A 20,274-nucleotide genomic window follows, 5' to 3' on the forward strand; every position below is an offset into this window, starting at 1 on the left:
TACAAAATGGTAGAGCTTAATAAAAATATTCTGATGGTTTTATAAATTTGGCAGGGAAATCTTGAGGGGAAAACACAATATTTTTAAACTGGTCGAATACTCTCTACATCTAATTTTGCATCGAATTCATTAAGCAACATTTGTAGTTTGCTATCTTTTTGCAATTCATTTTGAGCTTTTTCCCGCAATGCTTGATAAATATTACGGCGATATTCAATTGGCGTCGCGACATTGCTATCATCAAGATTGATTGTTAATCGAATATCTTTACCTTGCAATTTACTTAAAGCTTCAACCAAATTTTTTATACTTCTGTCTTGGCGTAAATGAGATTTTTCTGAATGTAGTCCAAGATTGATTTCATCATCGGTTTTGCTTTGTAAGAAACAATTTAACGCTAATTCTTTGCTAAATCCTGTTACGCCAGAACGTTCAACTATATCTGCCCACTCATCTTGTTGTTGAGTTTGGGTGATGATTTTTAAACGTAATTCAGGCGTAATATCTTTTAAAATCGCCTGTTTTATATCAGAAGGACGAACGCCTGTATCGGCTTTAGCAAGTTCTGGATTGCTCCATTCCCAACGATAGGTGTCAGCACTCAAGATTTCTTGTTCATCTTGAGCAACTTCTGCATTATCATCACTTGAATTTTCTTCTGTGCTATTTTCTTGTGGAGCTTGTGCGGCATTTGGTGGTGATGTTGGTTTTTCTATGTGCTTGGGCTTTGGTTCAGTCATTTCTCGCACGGGAAGTGCGGTCATTTTTTTATGAGATTTTTCTTCATCCAGTTCTTGGATGTGATGTAAAGTTTCACTTACTACAGCTAATGATTCAGCTTTGTGTTCTTGACGTTCTTGGTTTTCGAGTTGTGTTAAATGTTCCAGCGCATCTAAAGCGGAAAGGCTTGCCAAATTTGGAATGCTCGTTTTATTTGGTTTTGCTTGAGAATAAGCTGATTTTATACTTTGCGACAGTACTGGCACATCTACATAATTACCAGTATTTTCAACCGCACTTGGCGTTGATGGCGGTGGAGTAATTGTAGTGTTAGTCTTTGGTACTGCCGTAAGGAACTTTGGGTGGAATGCCAATGCCCTCAATAATGTCATTTCTGCTCCAATACGACGATTTGGCGCATTTGATAAATCTTTTCTACCAGAAACAATCACTTGATAAAAAAACTGAACATCTTCTGGAGAGATATGTTTGGCTAAAAATGAAAAATGTTCATTGTCATCTGAAGATTTTTGTGGAAGAAGTTGCATGAGTGCAATTTGATGTAATTTTTCTGCACATTCGCCAAGTAATTTGTCCCAATCGCCTGCCGCATCTGCAACTCTTTGCAGTGTTCGCATTAAGAGTTCGCCATTGCCTTGGTGTAAGGCGTATAAAATATCAACAGAATAGTTATCATCAAGCAACCCTAACATATTGCTTACAACATTATTCGTAACTTGTCGGTCGCCCATTGCAATGGCTTGATCCGTTAAACTTAAACTATCACGAATACTTCCTTGCGCCGCTTTTGCAAGTTTAACTAATGCAGGCTCTTCAAAAGGAATATTTTCTTGCGTCAAAATATGGGCAAGATGCTGGGAGATTTGAGTTTCATCTAATGCTTTAAGATGAAATTGTAAACAGCGAGAAAGAATAGTTACAGGTAGTTTTTGTGGATCTGTTGTCGCGAGTAAAAATTTTACATATTCGGGCGGTTCTTCTAAAGTTTTGAGCAACGCATTAAATGAATGACGAGATAGCATATGGACTTCATCGATTAAGTAAACCTTAAATCTGCCCACAACTGGTTTATATTGCACGTTATCCAATAATTCACGCGTGTCTTCAACTTTTGTGCGAGACGCCGCATCAATTTCAATTAAATCAATAAAATTGCCTTGCTCAATAGTTTTACAATTTTCACATTCGCCACAAGGCGTTGCCGTTACACCGTGAACACAATTTAATCCTTTCGCGAATAATCTAGCAATAGAGGTTTTTCCTACACCACGCGTGCCTGAAAAGAGGTAAGCGTGATGTAGTCGATTATCTTTTAATCCATTTGCTAATGCCGTGATAATATGTTCTTGCCCAACGACATCAGCAAATGTTTTTGGTCGCCACTTTCTGGCTAAGACTTGATAGCTCATCGAATCCTTAATTAATGACCTTCAAAATTGACGAGTGTATAGCAATCAACGCCCAAATTATTTAAGCGTTTTTCGCCACCTAATTCAGGTAAATTAATCACAAATGCAGCGTGTTTTACCGCTCCACCTAAACGTTGCACTAATTTTACTGTCGCTTCAACTGTGCCACCAGTTGCTAATAAATCATCAATAATTAAAACATTGTCACCTTCTGAAATTGCATCAACGTGCATTTCCAAAGTATCTTGACCATATTCTAATTGATAAGATTGAGAAATAGTCTCACGTGGTAATTTTTTAGGTTTACGTACTAATTCGAAAGGTAAACCTAGTGCTAAGGCAACGGGGGCACCAAAAATAAAACCACGAGATTCAGTTCCAAGCACTTTGGTAATTCCTTTATCGCGATATTGTTCCACAATAAGATCTATTGTTGCTTTAAAAGCTGCTGGAACTTCTAAAAGGGTCGTAATGTCGCGGAAGATAATGCCTTCTTTTGGATAATTAGGAATTGATTTGATAGAAGATTTGATTAAATCAAGTTGTGTAGTCATAAATAATGCTCAAAAGTGCGGTAAAAAAAAGAAACGTTTTTAGATTGGCATTCTATCATAAAAAAATAGAAAGAGAGGAAAATAAAAATCCCCAATTGGGGATTTTTATTTAGGCTGGAATTTTTAATCTAAGCAGAATTAAAAATTCTTCAATAAGAATTATTTTTTCTTCGCTTTTGCATTTGGAAGGTCAGTAATTGAGCCTTCAAATACTTCCGCAGCTAAGCCAACAGACTCATGTAACGTTGGGTGTGCGTGGATAGTTAATGCGATATCTTCTGCATCACAACCCATTTCAATTGCCAAACCAATTTCGCCTAATAATTCCCCACCATTAGAACCTACGATTGCACCGCCCAGTACACGATGCGTATCTTTATCAAAGATTAACTTCGTCATACCTTCTGAACATTCAGATGCAATCGCGCGGCCTGATGCAGCCCAAGGGAATTTAGCCACTTCGTAGTTTAAGCCTTCTTGTTTACATTCTTTCTCAGTTTTACCTACCCACGCCACTTCTGGTTCGGTATAAGCGATTGATGGAATTACTTTAGGATCGAAGTAGTGTTTTTGTCCTGCAATGACTTCTGCGGCAACGTGACCTTCGTGAACACCTTTATGTGCTAACATTGGCTGACCTACAATATCCCCAATTGCGTAGATATGTGGCACGTTGGTACGCATTTGTTTATCAACGTGAATAAAACCACGATCATCTACTTCAACGCCTGCTTTACCTGCATCAATCAATTTACCATTTGGCACACGACCGATAGCGACAAGTACTGCATCATAACGTTTGGTGTCATTACAGGCTTTGCCTTCCATTGAAACGTAGATACCATCATCTTTTGCTTCAACTGCAGTCACTTTGGTTTCAAGCATTAACTTGAATTTTTTCTCAACTTGTTTAGTGTAAATACCAACAACATCTTTATCTGCTGCGGGAATCACTTGGTCGAACATTTCAACAACTTCAACTTCAGAACCTAAAGCATTGTATACAGTACCCATTTCTAAACCGATGATACCACCGCCCATAATAAGTAGTTTTTTCGGTACTTCTTTTAATTTAAGTGCATCTGTTGAATCCCAAATACGAGGATCTTCGTGTGGGATAAAGGGTAATTGAACTGGACGAGAACCTGCCGCAATAATGGCATTGTCGAATTTAACAGTCGTTGGGTTTCCATCGCGATCACGCGCAACTAATGTGTGAGAATCGGTAAAAGTCGCTAAACCTTCAACAACAGTCACTTTACGTGCTTTTGCCATTCCTGCTAAACCGCCAGTTAATTTAGCAACAACAGCTTCTTTACCTGCACGTACTTCATCTAGCTCAATGCGTGGTTCACTAAAATAAATACCATTTTTATTAGCGTGCTTTGCTTCTTCAATTACTTTTGCAACGTGTAATAACGCTTTAGATGGAATACAACCTACGTTTAAACACACCCCACCTAAGGTTGAATAACGCTCAACAATAACAGTTTCTAATCCTAAATCCGCACAACGGAATGCGGCTGAATAACCGGCAGGACCTGCACCAAGTACAACGACTTGGGTTTTAATTTCTTTACTCATTTTTACCTCGTAAAAACGTTAAAAATATTGACCGCACTTTTACGGTCTTTATAGGATGGGTTTCTGCCCACCAAAGATTTCATTAATCGGTGGGCTTAAAGCCCACCTACAGATTACATTACTAAGCGACGTAAATCTGCTAAAACAGAGCCAAGATAGCTAATGAAACGAGCTCCATCTGCACCATCAATGACACGGTGGTCGAATGATAATGACATTGGAAGAATTAAGCGTGGCGCAAATTCTTTACCGTTCCATACTGGCTCCATTGATGATTTAGACACACCAAGGATAGCTACTTCTGGCGCATTTACGATTGGCGCAAAGTGCGTTGTACCAATACCACCAAGACTTGAAATGGTGAAACAGCCACCTTGCATATCAGATGCAGTCAATTTGCCTTCACGTGCTTTTTTCGATACTTCCATTAATTCACGTGAAAGTTCGATAATGCCTTTCTTGTTCACATTTTTGAATACAGGCACGACTAAGCCATTCGGCGTATCTACTGCGACACCGATGTTAATATATTTTTTCAGGATTAAGCGTTGAGCATCTTCGGTAATTGAGCTATTGAAACGTGGATACGCTTCTAATGCTTTTGCCACCGCTTTCATAATGAACACAACTGGCGTGATTTTTACGCCGAGTTTTTGTTTTTCTGCTAACGCATTTTGTTCTTTACGGAATGCTTCTAAATCCGTGATATCTGCTTTATCGAAGTGAGTAACGTGTGGAATTATTACCCAGTTACGATGTAAGTTAGCACCTGAAATTTTGTTGATACGACTTAATTCAACTTCTTCAATTTCGCCAAATTTACTGAAATCAACTTTTGGCCATGGCAATAAGCCTAATCCAGCACCATTTGCTACACCATTGCCAGTAGCTTGTGCTGTTGCACCGCTTTCATAAGCTTTAACTGCGGTCTTCACATAAGCTTCAATATCTTCTTTAACGATACGACCTTTACGACCAGTACCTTTTACTTTATCTAGATTTACACCAAATTCACGAGCTAAACGACGAATAACTGGTGTTGCGTGTGCATATCCTGTACTTGCTTCTACTTGTTCTTGGCTTAATCCAGATACGTTGTTATTTGATTGAGCTGCTTGTGCAGTAGTATCAGGAGCTGCTGCCTGTGGTGCTTGTGCAGTAGTAGCAGGAGCTGCTGTCTGTGGTGCTGATGTTGAAGCTGATGCTGATGCTGCTGGAGCTGCACCTAGTACTTCAAAACGCATAATTAATGAACCAGTTGAAACTTTATCGCCTGATTTCACTAAAATTTCTTTTACCACACCGCCGAATGGTGCAGGAACTTCCATTGAGGCTTTATCGCCTTCAACGGTAATTAAAGATTGTTCTTCAGTGATTGTATCGCCAACTGCAACCATAATTTCGGTTACATTGACTTCATCGCCACCAATATCTGGCACATTTACTTCTACAATAGCTGAAGCCGTTGGTGCGGTAGCAACCACTGGTGCAGTAGGCGCATCAGCTACTGGAGCAGTAGGCTCATCAGCTGCTGGAGCAGCACCTGCCGCTTCTAATACAAGCATTGGAGTACCAGTTGAAACTTTATCGCCCACTTTCACTAAAATTTCTTTTACAACACCCGCTTCTGGTGCAGGCACTTCCATTGAAGCTTTATCGCCTTCAACGTTAATGATAGATTGATCAACAGAAATGGTATCGCCTACGTTTACCATCACTTCTGTTACGGTAACTTCATCACTACCAATATCAGGAATTTGAATTTGTTTTGACATTTTTTGTTCCTTTTAAAGTGCGGTCATAAAACACAATGTTTTTTGACCGCAGTTTTCATCAATTACGCATAAAGCGGATTGATACGATCTACATTCAAACCGAATTTCGCAATCGCATCTGCAACCACTTGGTTAGATACTGTACCTTCTTTCGCTAATTGAGAAAGTGCAGCAACCACAACATAACGTGCATCAACTTCGAAGTGTTCACGTAAGTTTGCACGGCTATCTGAACGACCGAAACCGTCTGTACCTAATACATGATAGTGCTTACTTGGTACAAATGCACGGATTTGATCAGCATAACCTTTCACATAGTCAGTTGAAGCAACGGTTGGTAAATCAGCTAATACTTGAGCAACGTATGGTACGCGTTGTGTCTCTGTTGGGTGTAATAAGTTCCAACGTGCTGCATCATGACCTTCGCGTGCTAATTCATTGAATGAAGGCGCAGAAAATACATCTGAAGTCACACCGTAGTCATTTGCAAGAATTTGTGCCGCTTCACGAACGTGACGCATAATCGCACCAGAACCTAATAATTGAACGTGACCTTTGCCTTTTTTACCTTCCACTGTTTCAAATTTATATAAACCTTTACGGATACCTTCTTCCGCACCAGCAGGCATTGCAGGTTGATCCATCACTTCATTTAATGTAGTCATATAATAGAATACATCTTCTTGTTTTTCGCCGTACATACGGTTGATACCGTCTTGCATAATAACAGCAACTTCAAATGCAAATGATGGATCGTAAGTAACGCAATTAGGAATAACGCCCGCTTGAATATGGCTGTGACCGTCTTCGTGTTGTAAACCTTCGCCATTTAAGGTTGTACGACCAGAAGTACCCCCTACCATAAAGCCACGAGCTAATTGGTCGCCTGCAGCCCACATCATATCGCCCACACGTTGGAAACCGAACATTGAGTAATAGATAAAGAATGGAATCATCGGTTGGTTATTGACAGAGTACGAGTTCGCTGCTGCTAACCAAGATGCGGTTGCACCTAATTCATTGATACCTTCTTGTAATACTTGACCATCTTTTGCTTCACGATAGTAAGCCACTAAATCACGGTCTGAAGGTACATAGTTTTGACCATGTGGGTTATAAATACCAACTTGACGGAATAAACCTTCCATACCGAAAGTACGTGCTTCATCCGCAATCATTGGAACGATAGTTTTACCGATGTTTTTATCTTTTAATAAGATGTTTAATGCACGAGTAAACGCCATAGTGGTTGAAATACCACGAGGTTGTTCTTCTAATAATGCTTTAAACTCTTCTAATGCAGGAACTTTATATTCAACATCAAATTTAGTACGACGAGCGGGAACATAACCGTTTAATGCTTTACGGTGACCATGTAAGTATTCATACTCAGGTGTGCCTTCAGCAAATTTAATGTATTCTAATTTTTCTACTTGTTCATCGGTTAATGGTAATTCAAAGAAGTCACGGAAACCTTTAAGGCTTTCGTAAGACATTTTTTTAGATTGGTGAGCGGTATTTTTACTTTCCGCTTCAGGAATTTTATAACCTTTAACTTGATGCGCTAAAATCACAACTGGTTTCGTTGCATTTTGTGCTTTTGCATAGGCTGCATATAATTTTTCGCTATCATGTGCACCACGGCGTAATGCCCAGATTTCATCATCGGTCATATCAGCAACTAATGCAGCAGTTTCTGGATAACGACCGAAGAAGTGTTCGCGAATATATGCACCATCTTTAGATTTAAAGGTTAAATAGTCTCCATCAACGACTTCCATCATTAACTGAGTTAATTTACCTGAAGTATCTTTCGCGAATAATTTATCCCAATCGCTGCCCCATAAAACTTTAATCACTTCCCAGCCAGCACCAGTAAATAGCCCTTCTAATTCTTGAACGATTTTACCATTACCATTCACAGGGCCATCTAAACGTTGTAAGTTACAGCTGATAGTGAAGATTAAGTTATCTAACTTCTCACGAGCCGCAAAAGTTAATGCACCTTTAGACTCAATTTCATCCATCTCGCCATCGCCTAAGAATGCATAAACTTTTTGATCTTTGGTATCTTTTAAACCACGGTTATCGAGATATTTTAAGAAACGCGCTTGGTAGATGGCATTCACAGGGCCTAAACCCATAGAAACCGTAGAGAATTGCCAGAATTCAGGCATTAATTTAGGGTGTGGATATGAAGATAAACCGTCGGTAAAGGCTTCTTGACGGAAGTTATCCATTTGTTCTTCAGTTAAACGACCTTCTAAGAAAGCACGCGCATACATACCTGGTGCTGCATGGCCTTGGAAGAAAATTAAATCGCCGCCATTTTTCTCTGTTGCAGCTTTAAAAAAGTGGTTGTAGCAAACTTCATACATTGTTGCTGCAGATTGGAAAGTGGAAATATGCCCACCTAAATCAAGATCTTTCTTCTGACTGCGTAAAACCATCGCGATCGCATTCCAACGTACTGCTGAACGAATACGACGTTCGATGGCGTGATCACCTGGATAAGCAGGTTGCTCAGCCACAGGAATAGTATTCACGTAATCAGTGGTAACTCCTGTTGGCAATGAAACACCACTTGTACGTGCTTGACCAATAACTTGCTCAACAATATATTGAGCACGCTCAACGCCCTCTTCACGAATTAATGAATCTAATGATTGCAACCAATCTTGTGTTTCGATTGGATCAATGTCATTTTTTAAAATCTCAGACATAGGTTTTCCTTAATCTGTTTTGAGTGAATATTAGTTTAGACAAGGCTAAACACGAATACGGCAATATTTGCTTTTCACAAACATTTAACAAATCTTGTAAATTTTAGAAGATTTTTTGAGATAAAGATAGTGAATTTTCATCAAATCATCATATCAAATCAGCTTTGCCATAAATAATTATTTGAAAGTGCGGTAATTTTTTTGTGTTTTTTTGTTCGCTAAAATAACCAGTAAAATATTGCATTCCATCGGGCTTTGTTTTAAAGTTTTTTCAGATTTTTTTCAAAAAGGACTCAGCAATGCAGACAACAACTCGAACCCTCACTCAACACAAACGTATTGCACTTGTGGCTCACGATAGTTGTAAAAAAAATTTACTGAATTGGACGCAAAAACACAAAGAGGCACTTAAGCCTCATATACTTTATGCAACAGGTACAACAGGGCATATTTTAGAACGAGAAACAGGTTTAAGCATTCAATCTTTATTAAGTGGTCCGATGGGAGGTGACCAACAACTTGGTGGATTAATCGCAGAAAAGAAAATCGACATGATGATCTTCTTTTGGGATCCAATGAATGCTGCACCACATGATCCTGATGTGAAAGCCCTTATGCGTATTGCAACAGTGTGGAATATCCCTGTTGCGATTAATCAAAGCTCTGCAGATTTTCTTTTAACTTCAGTTTTATTTGAACAAGATGTGGAAATTGACGTACCAGATTATGAAGGGTATTTAAAAGAGCGGTTAGCTTAAACTGCAACGAAAATTTACCGCACTTTATAGTTGTAGGGTGGGCTTTAGCCCACCAATTAACCATAAAAAATAGAATAAAAACGGTGGGCTGAAGCCCACCCTACGATACTTTTAATTAAATACAAAACAGGGCGACAATTTATCGCCCTGTTTCAGTTATCTCCCAAATCCCCCCATTACAAGTATAAAGAGTACCACTTTCAACTGTTCTTCTGGGATTGGCTTGCCGTTTAGTTTCAAGTCGTTATTTTCTAGAGCAAGCGTTAATGTTACGGTTTTGTCCGTGTTTACGATAATGTCATTCACTTCACCTTCGGTAACTAATTCATTCAATCGGTGAACGAAATCTTGCTTTTGGTTTTCTGGTACAAATTTAGATAACAATGAAATCGCAGTTTCTTTGTTCACATCAAAATTGATTGAAAAATCTTTGAATTGTTTGTATAAGCCACTGCGCATTAAATCAAATTTAGGATTTGGCACTAAAGCAATATTTAGATCCAATGCCACTTTGCCTTTTTCATCAGAAATAGAAAGAGGGGTAAATTTAATTTGAGGCTGATTATTCGCAATGATCATGCCTGCTTGTTGTAATTTTTGCACCAATGTTTTAGATAAAGGCATATCTGAGTCGGCTTTGCCTATTGCAACTAAAATATTTAAAAGTTCTTGTAATGCGTTGCCATCAATATGGTTGAATTCTACATTGTTGGTCACTTTACCTAAGTTGTTACCGTTAATATGTAATTCATCCAGATTCGTTTTATTGATGATATTTACTGTATCACCCTCAACTTGTGTAGTTAAATTTGCTTGGCTATTTTTCTGAATAAGAGAGAATTTTTCGCCAGTCTCTGGAGATTCGGTATTTTGCTCAAAATAGCCTATTTTACTATTGATATTCCCACTATAAATAAATGGCCATTTTGTGCTTTGCAACGAGCCTTGTACGACAAGATCTTTTATTTTAATTGATGAAGCGGTTGAAACTGCATGATTAGGGGCATTTGAATTAAATGTATCGACAGATAGCACATAGTTATTTGGTGTATTTTGGTTTAAATCAATATTTAATACGACATTTGACCAATCAAAATCTGTCTTAGATTGCTCATTGTGATATTGCCCCGATGCAAGTTTTAATTCCGCATTACCGCTTAATGAATAATTCATTGCGAAATTCAGTTGTAACGGTTTCTCTGATTCTGTGATATCAAAGAATGCCTGAGTTGTTGCATTTTTTCCTAACAATGTTTGGCTTGAAAAAATGGCTGGAACGAAATTCAGTTTTGCCACACGATCAAGCGGCAAAGGCCCGTGATAAAGTGTTGATGATAAAGGAATAATGATCGTTTCATTTGCCTTGTGAATTTCTATTTGATCTTGAATGTGAGAGGCAAATAATCCTCTTTCAAATTTTATATTTTTATAAAAAATTTTACTTTCTTCTAATGCCTCAGTTTTGGTAAATAGTTGATTTAACTGTTTTAGTTGATGTAAATATTCTTCTTCAGCTTTTTTCCCTGTAAACCATGCACCTGCACACCAAACGGCAGCAAGAGAAATGACTACGCCTGCAGCAATTTTTGATTTTTTCATTTATTTCTTTCCTATTTTAAAGTAAAAATTTTCGCCAAATTTATCACAAATCCCTTTTTCTTGCCTGAAAATTTTTGTTTTCCCTTTGAACTTCATCATTTGAGACTTATTTTGAAAAACAAGAACGGAAATTACCGCACTTTAAGAAATAAAAAATTTTTAAAATTTTCTCTTGAAATGCGAAAGAATATCCACATCTTACAATTCGTAATAAATAGGTCTAAAAGCCCTACCCCGAATTTTAAAATTTTTACTAGGAGTACAAAATGGGAAAAATTATTGGTATTGACTTAGGTACAACAAACTCTTGTGTAGCTGTAATGGACGGCGATAAAGCGCGCGTAATTGAAAATGCAGAAGGGGCACGTACTACTCCGTCAATCATTGCATATACAGATAATGAAACCTTAGTTGGTCAGCCAGCAAAACGTCAAGCAATCACTAACCCAAAAAATACATTGTTTGCGATTAAACGTTTAATTGGTCGTCGTTTTGAAAGTGAAGAAGTTCAACGCGATATTAAAATTATGCCTTTCGAAATTACTCGTGCCGACAATGGCGATGCTTGGGTAAACGTGAAAGGTGATAAATTAGCCCCACCGCAAATTTCAGCAGAAGTGTTGAAAAAAATGAAAAAAACTGCAGAAGATTTCTTGGGTGAATCTGTAACTGAAGCAGTAATTACTGTGCCTGCATACTTCAACGACGCACAACGTCAAGCAACGATTGATGCAGGTAAAATCGCAGGTTTAGATGTTAAACGTATCATTAATGAACCAACAGCGGCTGCGTTAGCGTTTGGTTTAGGTTCAAGCAAAGAGAACCAAGTGATCGCTGTTTATGACTTAGGTGGTGGTACATTTGATATTTCAATCATCGAAATTGATAACTTTGATGGCGAACAAACTTTCGAAGTATTGGCAACCGGTGGTAACACTCACTTAGGTGGTGAAGACTTTGATAACCGTGTAATTGATTACATTATTGATGAGTTCAAAAAAGAACAAAATATCGATTTACGTAATGATGCAATGGCATTACAACGTGTGAAAGAAGCTGCAGAGAAAGCAAAAATTGAACTTTCATCAGCTCAATCTACTGAAGTGAACCTTCCGTACATCACTGCAGATGCGACAGGTCCTAAACACTTAGCATTAAATATCACTCGTGCAAAATTAGAAGCATTAGTAGAAGATTTAGTGGCAAGCTCAATTGAGTCTTTGAAAGCGGTATTAAAAGATGCAGATAAAGGTGTAAGCGAAATCCACGATATTATTCTTGTGGGTGGCCAAACTCGTATGCCACTTGTACAACAAAAAGTTGCTGAGTTCTTTGGTAAAGAAGCGCGTAAAGATGTAAACCCTGATGAAGCGGTGGCAATCGGTGCGGCAGTTCAAGGTGGTGTATTAAAAGGTGATGTGAAAGATGTTCTTTTATTAGACGTAACTCCATTATCTTTAGGTATCGAAACCATGGGCGGTGTGATGACCACTTTAATTGAGAAAAATACCACTATTCCAACTAAAAAATCGCAAGTATTCTCAACAGCAGAAGATAACCAAAGTGCGGTAACTATTCACGTTCTTCAAGGTGAACGTAAACGTGCGGCAGACAATAAATCTTTAGGTCAATTCAATCTAGAAGGTATTAATCCTGCACCGCGTGGTATGCCACAAATTGAAGTAACATTTGATATCGATGCAAACGGCGTAATCAACGTATCAGCAAAAGATAAAAATACGGGTAAAGAGCAACAAATTCGTATTCAAGCATCATCTGGTTTATCTGATGAAGAAATTCAACAAATGGTGCGTGATGCAGAAGCAAATGCTGATGCAGACCGTAAATTTGAAGAAGTTGTTCAAGCTCGTAACCAAGCAGATGGTATTGCTCACGCAACACGTAAACAAATTGCAGAAGCTGGCGATGCATTGAGTGTCGCAGACAAAGAGAAAATTGAAGCTGCAGTCGCTGAGCTTGAAACAGCAGCAAAAGGCGAAGATAAAGCAGAAATTGAAGCAAAAATTGAAGCGGTAATTAAAGCCTCTGAACCATTAATGCAAGCAGTGCAAGCAAAAGCTCAACAAGCTGGTGGCGAGCAACCACAACAATCATCAGCAAAAGATGATGGCGTGGTGGATGCTGAATTTGAAGAAGTGAAAGATAATAAATAATTCACCGCTCTTCTTAACATAAACAAAGGGCGTGGAAACACGCCCTTTTGGTGTATTTATTTTCAGCAACAAATTACAAAATTACTATGGCAAAAAAAGATTACTACGAAGTCCTTGGCTTACAAAAAGGGGCGAGTGAGAACGATATTAAACGTGCGTATAAACGTTTAGCGTCTAAACATCACCCTGATAAAAACCAAGGCAGTAAAGAAGCAGAAGAAAAATTCAAAGAAATTAATGAAGCTTATGAAGTATTAGGCGACGATCAAAAACGCGCAGCCTACGATCAATATGGCCACGCAGCCTTTGAACAAGGTGGTGGCGCAGGTGGTTTCGGTGGCGGCTTTGGTGGTGCTGATTTCGGCGATATGTTCGGCGATATTTTTGGCGATATTTTCGGTGGCGGTGGACGTGGTCGTCAGCGCGTTGTTCGTGGCGAAGACTTACGTTATGACTTAGAAATTACTTTGGAAGAAGCTGTAAAAGGTACAACCAAAGATATTCAAATCAATACTCTTGCACATTGTGATAGCTGTGGTGGTTCTGGGGCTGAAAAAGGTTCTAAAGTGGAAACTTGTCCGCATTGTCACGGTTCTGGTCGAATTCGTCGTCAGCAAGGTTTCTTTGTATCTGAAAGTATTTGTCCAAGTTGTCATGGTAGCGGTAAGAAAATTGAAAAACCTTGTCGCAGTTGTCACAGCGAAGGACGCGTTCATAAGAAAGAAAATCTTTCAGTAAAAATTCCTGCAGGCGTAGATACGGGCAATCAACTTCGTTTAGCTGGAAAAGGTGCAGTGGGCGAAAATGGTGCGCCAGCTGGCGATTTATATGTGGTCATTCACGTAAGAGAACATCATATTTTTGAACGTGATGGTTCTAATCTTTACTGCGAAGTACCAATTAGCTTTGCAATTGCGGCATTAGGTGGGGAAATTGAAGTGCCAACTTTAGATGGCAGAGTAAAGCTTAAAATTCCTGCAGAAACCCAAACTGGAAAATTATTCCGTATGCGAGGCAAAGGTGTCGCCTCTACACGTAGTGGCTATGCGGGCGATTTGATTTGCCGTATTGTGGTAGAAACACCCGTTAATTTAACCAGCGAACAAAAAGAATTACTTCAAAAACTTGAAGAAAGTTTACAAGGTAAAGATTTAAGTAAACATGCACCAAAATCTTCAGGATTTTTAGATGGTGTGAAAAAATTCTTTGATAATTTGGGTAAGTCTGACAAATAAAGATAATAAAAAAGTCCGCTTTTGCGGACTTTTTTATATGCGAATAATCTCTTTCAAAAATTACCGCACTTTTTGTGCTTTTTGTTCAATGGCACTATTTGCGGACAGTATATTCGCCTTCACATACCCATTTATAACTCGTTAATGCTTCTAATCCCATTGGGCCACGAGCATGAAGTTTTTGGGTACTCACGGCAACTTCTGCGCCTAATCCAAATTGTCCGCCATCAGTAAAGCGTGTGCTTGCATTCACATAAACGGCAGCGGCATCAACTTGATTGATAAATTGACGCGCTAGGTTTTGTGAGGAAGTTAAAATACTTTCAGAATGTTGCGTACCATATTGGCGAATATGCTCAATAGCAGCATGAATATCTTCCACAACAATGACATTCAAATCCAATGATCCCCATTCTTCGCGTAATTCTTTTTCTGTCACTTCGCAGACATTCGCACCCGCTTGTTTCAATATATTAAGTGCGGTGGATTTTGCGTGATATTTTACGTTTTTGGTAGCGAGGTGAGAGACGAGTTTTGGTAAAAATTCTTCAGCAATAGAACGCTGAACTAACAATGTTTCCAATGTGTTACAGGTGCTTGGACGCAGTGTTTTAGCGTTATCAATAACAAAAATCGCTTTATTTTGATCCGCACTTTCTTCAACGAAAGTATGGCAAACACCCACGCCACCCACAATAACTGGAATAGTTGAATGTTGTTTACACAATTCATGTAAACCCGCACCACCACGAGGAATAATCATATCCACATAGCGATCTAGTTTTAATAATTGCATAACGAGTTCACGGTTTGGATCAGTAATAGCTTGCACTGCAAATTTTGGTAAGTTTGCTTGCTCTAAAGCATTTTGCACAACTTCGATTAGAATCTTGTTAGAAAACTGTGTTTCTTTACCGCCGCGTAAAATCACTGCATTACCCGTTTTAAGGCAAAGACTTGCCACATCAATGGTTACATTTGGGCGAGCTTCATAAATTGTGCCAATGACGCCGAGCGGCGTGCGTATGCGTTCGATTTTAAGTCCGCTATCCAATGTACCGCCATCTATGATTTTCCCCACGGGATCTGCTAGAGAAATAACGTGGCGTATATCATTAGCAATGCCTTGCAAACGTTCTTGCGTGAGCAGTAGGCGATCAATCAAAGCATCGGATAATCCATTTTGTTTAGCAAGTTCAATATCTTTTGCGTTTTCGGCTAAGATAAGCGGTGCTTGTTGTTCGAGTTGTTCTGCAATAATGGATAATGCACGATTTTTTTCAGCAGTGGTGAGTTGAGCCAAGATAAATGCCGCATCTTTGGCTTGTTTACCCATTTGTTCTAACATAGTTATTCCCTTTATTGTATTTATTTCTTTTTATTTGGCAGCTTATCTTGTTCTTCCGATGTGAGTTCTTGGTAATTAAATACTGGTAAACCCCATTCAAAATGAATAGCTAAAATACGTAAAGTAAAGCTGCTAATAAGTGTGAGTAACACGGCAAGCGTATGTTCTACTTGAAGTGTGCTTAATGCGTAATAAGTCAGCGTGGCAAATAGTGCGATGCTGGCGTAGAGTTCTTTTTGGAACACGAGAGGAATTCGATTGCATAGCATATCGCGTAAAACCCCGCCAAAAGCACCCGTAATACAACCTGCAATACAAACAATAGTGAGGCTATGTCCCATATCCATCGCAATTTGTGCGCCAATAATGGAATACACCACCAAACCCATCGCATCGAGCACCAAGAAAATAGTGCGAAAGTAGCGCATAAAATGATTGATGAACGGTGCAACATATACGGTAATTACTGCCGCACTTGCCACCATTAAAAAATATTCTGGGTGCTTAACCCAGCCGAGAGGATAATGCCCAAGCAGTACATCACGCACTGAGCCGCCGCCAATGGCAGTGACGGATGCGATAATTATCACGCCAAAAATATCCATTTTTTCACGACCAGCCGCAAGTGCGCCTGTCATTCCTTCAGCAGTGATACCGATGATATATAAAATACTAAGTAACATTCATGTACCTAAGTGCGGTTATAATTGGTTTCATTCTACTTTAAAATTTAATGAATTTTTAGCATAATGGCGCATTATTTTTTTCAGACGTCAAAATTATGTCAGAACAATCTTCTAAATATATCGCAGCATTGCTTGCGGTATTATCGATCTCAATGGTGCTTGGCATCGATCTATTTATTTTTTCTTTGCAATCTGAAAAGCAAACAATGCCTAATTTAGGTGTAGGCGTGTTAGTTGCACAGTTAATTTCTTTGTTGGTATTTTATCGCGGCGAAATTTGCCCAGGACAACGTGGTCGTTTAATCAAAGTTAATCTCACTTTTGCCATTTATTGGGCGGTTTGGTTGCTGATAAGCCTATTACAAAATAATCACACGCTTACTAACGTGATGAGCGTATGTGGTCTTTCTGTCGTGTATTTTATTTGGAAACAACCAAAAACTGAAAAAATCCGTAACAGCTTTTTATTGATGGCTGCATTAATTGCGGGTTTAGGTTGCTTGAGTTATTTAATGATTTTTACCGTGCTTCCTGCGAGTGATTTTGCTGAATATAACCCTTTTGCACCGATTTTATCTGGTGTGATTTTAGCAAATCTTTCGCTTGTGATTGCACGTAGTCGTTTGGACGGTTTTATCGCATTGTTGCCCTTAGCCATGATTATATTGCTTGCTTTAAATGCCTTGGCAATGTTTTTATTTTTACTTTTAAATGGCATGGAAAGTGCGGTTAATTCTGAGAGTGTTTTTGCCTACATCATTTATTTTGTTTGCCATTTTGTTATTGCGGCTATTCTGATTCTGCATGGTTTCCAAAAGTGGAAATTATCTGCCAATAGCTTATTTATCCTATTATTTATTGCTGCTTGCTTGCCGTTATGGATGGTATTTGTTTAATAAAGAAAACAATCATTGAGCCGTGGGGATATTTATCCACGGCTTTTTAGATTTCGGCTGGTTAGAAAATAATAGGATAATACGGAAATCGCGACACATGCTCCCATAGTAAAGAGCATTGGGGCAGCAGTATCCATTTTCATTGACGCAACTAAACTTCCCATCATTGCACCCACTGCAAAACGCACGCTACCAATCAAAGAATTTGTAGTCCCCGCCATTTGAGGACATCTTTCTAAAGCTGATGCCATTGCATTTGATGAAATCACAGGGTTTGGACCGATGAAAAGGGCAACGCCAATTGCCATTGACCAAAAGCCGAGATCTAAAAGTGCGGTCAAAATTAGCCACATTCCTGAAATAAATTGAATTGCGAGGGCTATACGTAGCATTGTTTCTGCACCAATTTTGGTGACAAATCGGGTATTCAAAAAGGAAGCAAAGATCATCGTAATGATATTCATCATAAAGAAGTAACCGAACTGTTCGACAGGAATCCCATAAATGCCGATATATACAATCGAGCCTGCGGTGACAAAGGTAAATAATCCGCCAAAGCCAAAGGAGGTGGCAAACATATAACCTAGCACTTCTTTTTGTTTCCAAAGCAGAAGGAAATTGCGAGCGATAATATTTAATCGCAGAGGAATGCGATTTTCTTTTTTATGGGTTTCTGGAATGATGAAAAAGACCAATGCAGCGGCTAATAATCCCACGAGCGAAATAACGTAAAAAATCGCATGCCAATGGAAAAATTTAACGATGTAACCACCAATGATTGGTGCAACTAAAGGTGCAAGCATAAATACTAACGTGATGGTGGACATCACTTTGGATAGCTGATCTTTACTAAATAAATCACGTAATAATGCGCCTGAAAGCACAACAGGTGCGGCACCAAAGAAACCTTGCACAAAACGAAGTGCGGTAAAATTTCCAACTGAATTTATTTCGGTAAGTACTAAAGCTGTTAGTGCGCCCACAATAACACCGAGTAAAATGATCGGTTTTCGTCCGAAACTATCACCAAAAGGCCCCCAAAAAAGCTGACCAAACGCCATGCCATAAGCAAAAGAGGTGAGCGTGTGTTGTACTTGTTCTGGACTTACGTCGAGATCCTTTGCAATTTCTAAAAAAGACGGCAAATACATATCCACGCCAAAGGGCGGTAGCATAGAGAGAATACCGAGGGTAAGAATAAAGATGAAAGTCGATTTTTGTTGATTCATATTATTTTACTAACTTTTCAATTTCACTTTGAGTTAATGGGCGGTATTCGCCTTCTTCTAAGGATTCATCCAACACTACATCACCAATTTTCCAGCGATGTAATCCAACGACTTTATTCCCAAGTGCGGCAAACATACGTTTTACTTGATGATAGCGACCTTCAGAAATGGTCAGATTCACATTGTAGTCATCTAAAATTTCTAATTTTGCTGGTTTAGTGGGCTCTTTTTCTCCGCGTAATAAAATGCCTTCCGCACAAGCCGCGGCATAATTTTCTTCTACGGGATCAGCTAATGTCACCAAATAGGTTTTTTCACAATGATGTTTTGGCGAAGTGATGCGATGTGACCATTGTCCATCATCGGTAAGCAATACGAGACCTGTCGTATCCACATCTAAGCGACCTGCGCTATGTAATTTTCCAGCTAAAGGGTAATCAAAAAATTGATAAATTGTTGGATAGTCGCCGTCATCATTAGAACAAACACAGCCTTGTGGTTTATTCAACATAAAATACTGACCTTCTTCCACCCACCTTAATAATTCATCTTCAAAATAAATTTCGTCTTCTTGTGAAATTTGTACTGAACCACTTTTGACAATTTCGCCATTAATTTTTACCGCACTTTGACGGATTGCTTTCGCTGCTTGAGAACGCGTTAATCCCGTATTTTCAGTAATAAATTTATCTAATCTCATTATGTTTTCTCTTGTTAAAATTCGCTGGGCATTGTACAGGTTTTTGCTTTTATAACGAAACAAAAAAGCTGCATTTAATCTGCAGCCTCTATCTGTTAAGGTTGATTAAACCACTTCACGTAATCAAATTGATCGTAATATTTTTTTCCATTCCATCCTGAAAATTCAAAAATATCGCCTACTTGATTTTGCTTCTCAAAGCCTTTTATATAATAAGCTGATTTAAAAGCAGGGTAGGGCTTGTGAGTAAAAATTACTTTATTTTTAAAAGGGAGTTGATCAAAAAGTTGAATGTCTTTTTCGGTCACGCCGTCTCGATCTGTCATCATAATAAAAAGATTGTCTAACTTCATTCGTGGCGTGCGAAGTTGCCATTTTTCATTGGCTTCTTGCTCACTGTGATAATGCATAAAATGAATTTCAAGATCGGCAAGTTTTCCCACTGGATAACTTTTTTCTGTTTGTACGAATGTGAGAGGTTGAGTACGGTAGAAATCCATATTTTGTAAATAACGCAAAAAATCCTGTGGCGAGAGATAGAGATTCACAAAAGGGGAATTAAACGGCTGGTGCAAATCATGTAAGATAAAAGCACCCATACAATTGGCAGCAATGACAGTCATACCTTGATTTGTTAGTTTACGTTGCAGAGTGCGATTAATGAAAAATCTTTGGCATTTATTCACCGCACTTTTAATTTTTTGAAATGGATTCATTTTCTCATCCTTTATGCTTTTGTTGCGAAAATCCTACCTTTTTTGCTGAAAAATGAAAAGTCTAGCTAATGCCTCGCATCAAAAAAATTTTGTTATAAAGTTGTGAAAATTTGCAGTTCGTCACAATTTTTTGAATAAAAAACAGAT

At 38.6% G+C, this 20,274-nt stretch carries 15 protein-coding genes; 4 read left to right on the forward strand and 11 right to left on the reverse strand.

The window, feature by feature from the left end; all coding sequences use genetic code 11:
* Positions 1–83: 83 nt before the first annotated feature.
* The 5 genes from dnaX to aceE form a co-directional block, all read right to left on the reverse strand.
* A complete protein-coding gene (gene dnaX / locus AT683_RS06305) occupies positions 84–2,150 on the reverse strand; it encodes a DNA polymerase III subunit gamma/tau (protein WP_011272715.1) in 2,067 nt (688 codons plus the stop codon).
* 11 nt (positions 2,151–2,161) lie between these two features.
* Complete coding sequence (gene apt / locus AT683_RS06310; RefSeq protein WP_005650156.1) at positions 2,162–2,704, reverse strand: adenine phosphoribosyltransferase; 543 nt, start codon at positions 2,702–2,704, stop codon at positions 2,162–2,164.
* Positions 2,705–2,863: 159 nt separating this feature from the next.
* Positions 2,864–4,288 (reverse strand): dihydrolipoyl dehydrogenase, encoded by a 1,425-nt coding sequence (gene lpdA, locus AT683_RS06315; RefSeq protein ID WP_005663527.1) that lies wholly within the window; start codon positions 4,286–4,288, stop codon positions 2,864–2,866.
* A 113-nt stretch (positions 4,289–4,401) separates the two neighbouring features.
* Positions 4,402–6,063, reverse strand: a complete 1,662-nt coding sequence (aceF, locus tag AT683_RS06320; RefSeq protein ID WP_048951725.1) for a pyruvate dehydrogenase complex dihydrolipoyllysine-residue acetyltransferase — start codon at positions 6,061–6,063, stop codon at positions 4,402–4,404.
* A 62-nt stretch (positions 6,064–6,125) separates the two neighbouring features.
* Positions 6,126–8,786: a pyruvate dehydrogenase (acetyl-transferring), homodimeric type gene (gene aceE, locus AT683_RS06325; RefSeq protein ID WP_011272712.1), complete on the reverse strand. Its 2,661-nt coding sequence runs from the start codon at positions 8,784–8,786 to the stop codon at positions 6,126–6,128.
* A gap of 299 nt (positions 8,787–9,085) precedes the next feature.
* Here aceE and mgsA point away from each other — a divergent pair, with 299 nt between their 5' ends.
* A complete protein-coding gene (gene mgsA / locus AT683_RS06330; RefSeq protein ID WP_005687337.1) occupies positions 9,086–9,544 on the forward strand; it encodes a methylglyoxal synthase in 459 nt (152 codons plus the stop codon).
* 156 nt (positions 9,545–9,700) lie between these two features.
* On the opposite strand, the gene AT683_RS06335 is transcribed toward mgsA, so the two are convergent.
* Entirely contained in the window at positions 9,701–11,143 is a 1,443-nt protein-coding gene (locus AT683_RS06335) for a YdgA family protein (RefSeq protein ID WP_011272711.1), read from the reverse strand.
* Positions 11,144–11,409: 266 nt separating this feature from the next.
* Here AT683_RS06335 and dnaK point away from each other — a divergent pair, with 266 nt between their 5' ends.
* Together dnaK and dnaJ are read left to right on the forward strand one after the other, a co-directional pair.
* Positions 11,410–13,317, forward strand: a complete 1,908-nt coding sequence (gene dnaK, locus AT683_RS06340; protein ID WP_005694297.1) for a molecular chaperone DnaK — start codon at positions 11,410–11,412, stop codon at positions 13,315–13,317.
* Between the two features lie 86 nt (positions 13,318–13,403).
* Positions 13,404–14,552, forward strand: coding sequence for a molecular chaperone DnaJ (dnaJ, locus tag AT683_RS06345; RefSeq protein WP_050845908.1), 1,149 nt, complete (start codon positions 13,404–13,406; stop codon positions 14,550–14,552).
* Between the two features lie 94 nt (positions 14,553–14,646).
* Here the strand turns inward: dnaJ and proA are convergent, their stop codons facing one another.
* Positions 14,647–15,900, reverse strand: a complete 1,254-nt coding sequence (proA, locus tag AT683_RS06350; RefSeq protein ID WP_058222207.1) for a glutamate-5-semialdehyde dehydrogenase — start codon at positions 15,898–15,900, stop codon at positions 14,647–14,649.
* A gap of 20 nt (positions 15,901–15,920) precedes the next feature.
* Entirely contained in the window at positions 15,921–16,583 is a 663-nt protein-coding gene (locus AT683_RS06355) for a trimeric intracellular cation channel family protein (protein ID WP_048949921.1), read from the reverse strand.
* Between the two features lie 98 nt (positions 16,584–16,681).
* On the opposite strand from AT683_RS06355, the gene AT683_RS06360 reads away from it, so the two are divergent.
* The gene (locus tag AT683_RS06360; protein ID WP_050948481.1) at positions 16,682–17,482 is read left to right on the forward strand and encodes a hypothetical protein; all 801 of its coding nucleotides are present in this window, start codon (positions 16,682–16,684) and stop codon (positions 17,480–17,482) included.
* A gap of 32 nt (positions 17,483–17,514) precedes the next feature.
* Here the strand turns inward: AT683_RS06360 and AT683_RS06365 are convergent, their stop codons facing one another.
* The 3 genes from AT683_RS06365 to AT683_RS06375 form a co-directional block, all read right to left on the reverse strand.
* Complete coding sequence (locus AT683_RS06365) at positions 17,515–18,711, reverse strand: Bcr/CflA family multidrug efflux MFS transporter (RefSeq protein ID WP_050846944.1); 1,197 nt, start codon at positions 18,709–18,711, stop codon at positions 17,515–17,517.
* Between the two features lies 1 nt (position 18,712).
* Positions 18,713–19,411, reverse strand: a complete 699-nt coding sequence (gene rsuA / locus AT683_RS06370; RefSeq protein ID WP_058222208.1) for a 16S rRNA pseudouridine(516) synthase RsuA — start codon at positions 19,409–19,411, stop codon at positions 18,713–18,715.
* A 95-nt stretch (positions 19,412–19,506) separates the two neighbouring features.
* Positions 19,507–20,127 (reverse strand): DUF1919 domain-containing protein, encoded by a 621-nt coding sequence (locus AT683_RS06375; RefSeq protein ID WP_058222209.1) that lies wholly within the window; start codon positions 20,125–20,127, stop codon positions 19,507–19,509.
* Positions 20,128–20,274: the final 147 nt, after the last annotated feature.

Origin of the sequence: Haemophilus influenzae (assembly GCF_001457655.1) — a bacterium.
In the GTDB taxonomy this organism is placed as follows: Bacteria; Pseudomonadota; Gammaproteobacteria; order Enterobacterales; family Pasteurellaceae; genus Haemophilus; species Haemophilus influenzae.

Excerpts from the sequence above, each read along its gene's own strand:
- dnaX (WP_011272715.1), bottom strand. The coding sequence starts at position 2,150 with ATGAGCTATCAAGTCTTAGCCAGAAAGTGGCGACCAAAAACATTTGCT.
- apt (WP_005650156.1), bottom strand. The coding sequence starts at position 2,704 with ATGACTACACAACTTGATTTAATCAAATCTTCTATCAAATCAATTCCT.
- lpdA (WP_005663527.1), bottom strand. The coding sequence starts at position 4,288 with ATGAGTAAAGAAATTAAAACCCAAGTCGTTGTACTTGGTGCAGGTCCT.
- aceF (WP_048951725.1), bottom strand. The coding sequence starts at position 6,063 with ATGTCAAAACAAATTCAAATTCCTGATATTGGTAGTGATGAAGTTACC.
- aceE (WP_011272712.1), bottom strand. The coding sequence starts at position 8,786 with ATGTCTGAGATTTTAAAAAATGACATTGATCCAATCGAAACACAAGAT.
- mgsA (WP_005687337.1), top strand. The coding sequence starts at position 9,086 with ATGCAGACAACAACTCGAACCCTCACTCAACACAAACGTATTGCACTT.
- AT683_RS06335 (WP_011272711.1), bottom strand. The coding sequence starts at position 11,143 with ATGAAAAAATCAAAAATTGCTGCAGGCGTAGTCATTTCTCTTGCTGCC.
- dnaK (WP_005694297.1), top strand. The coding sequence starts at position 11,410 with ATGGGAAAAATTATTGGTATTGACTTAGGTACAACAAACTCTTGTGTA.
- dnaJ (WP_050845908.1), top strand. The coding sequence starts at position 13,404 with ATGGCAAAAAAAGATTACTACGAAGTCCTTGGCTTACAAAAAGGGGCG.
- proA (WP_058222207.1), bottom strand. The coding sequence starts at position 15,900 with ATGTTAGAACAAATGGGTAAACAAGCCAAAGATGCGGCATTTATCTTG.
- AT683_RS06355 (WP_048949921.1), bottom strand. The coding sequence starts at position 16,583 with ATGTTACTTAGTATTTTATATATCATCGGTATCACTGCTGAAGGAATG.
- AT683_RS06360 (WP_050948481.1), top strand. The coding sequence starts at position 16,682 with ATGTCAGAACAATCTTCTAAATATATCGCAGCATTGCTTGCGGTATTA.
- AT683_RS06365 (WP_050846944.1), bottom strand. The coding sequence starts at position 18,711 with ATGAATCAACAAAAATCGACTTTCATCTTTATTCTTACCCTCGGTATT.
- rsuA (WP_058222208.1), bottom strand. The coding sequence starts at position 19,411 with ATGAGATTAGATAAATTTATTACTGAAAATACGGGATTAACGCGTTCT.
- AT683_RS06375 (WP_058222209.1), bottom strand. The coding sequence starts at position 20,127 with ATGAATCCATTTCAAAAAATTAAAAGTGCGGTGAATAAATGCCAAAGA.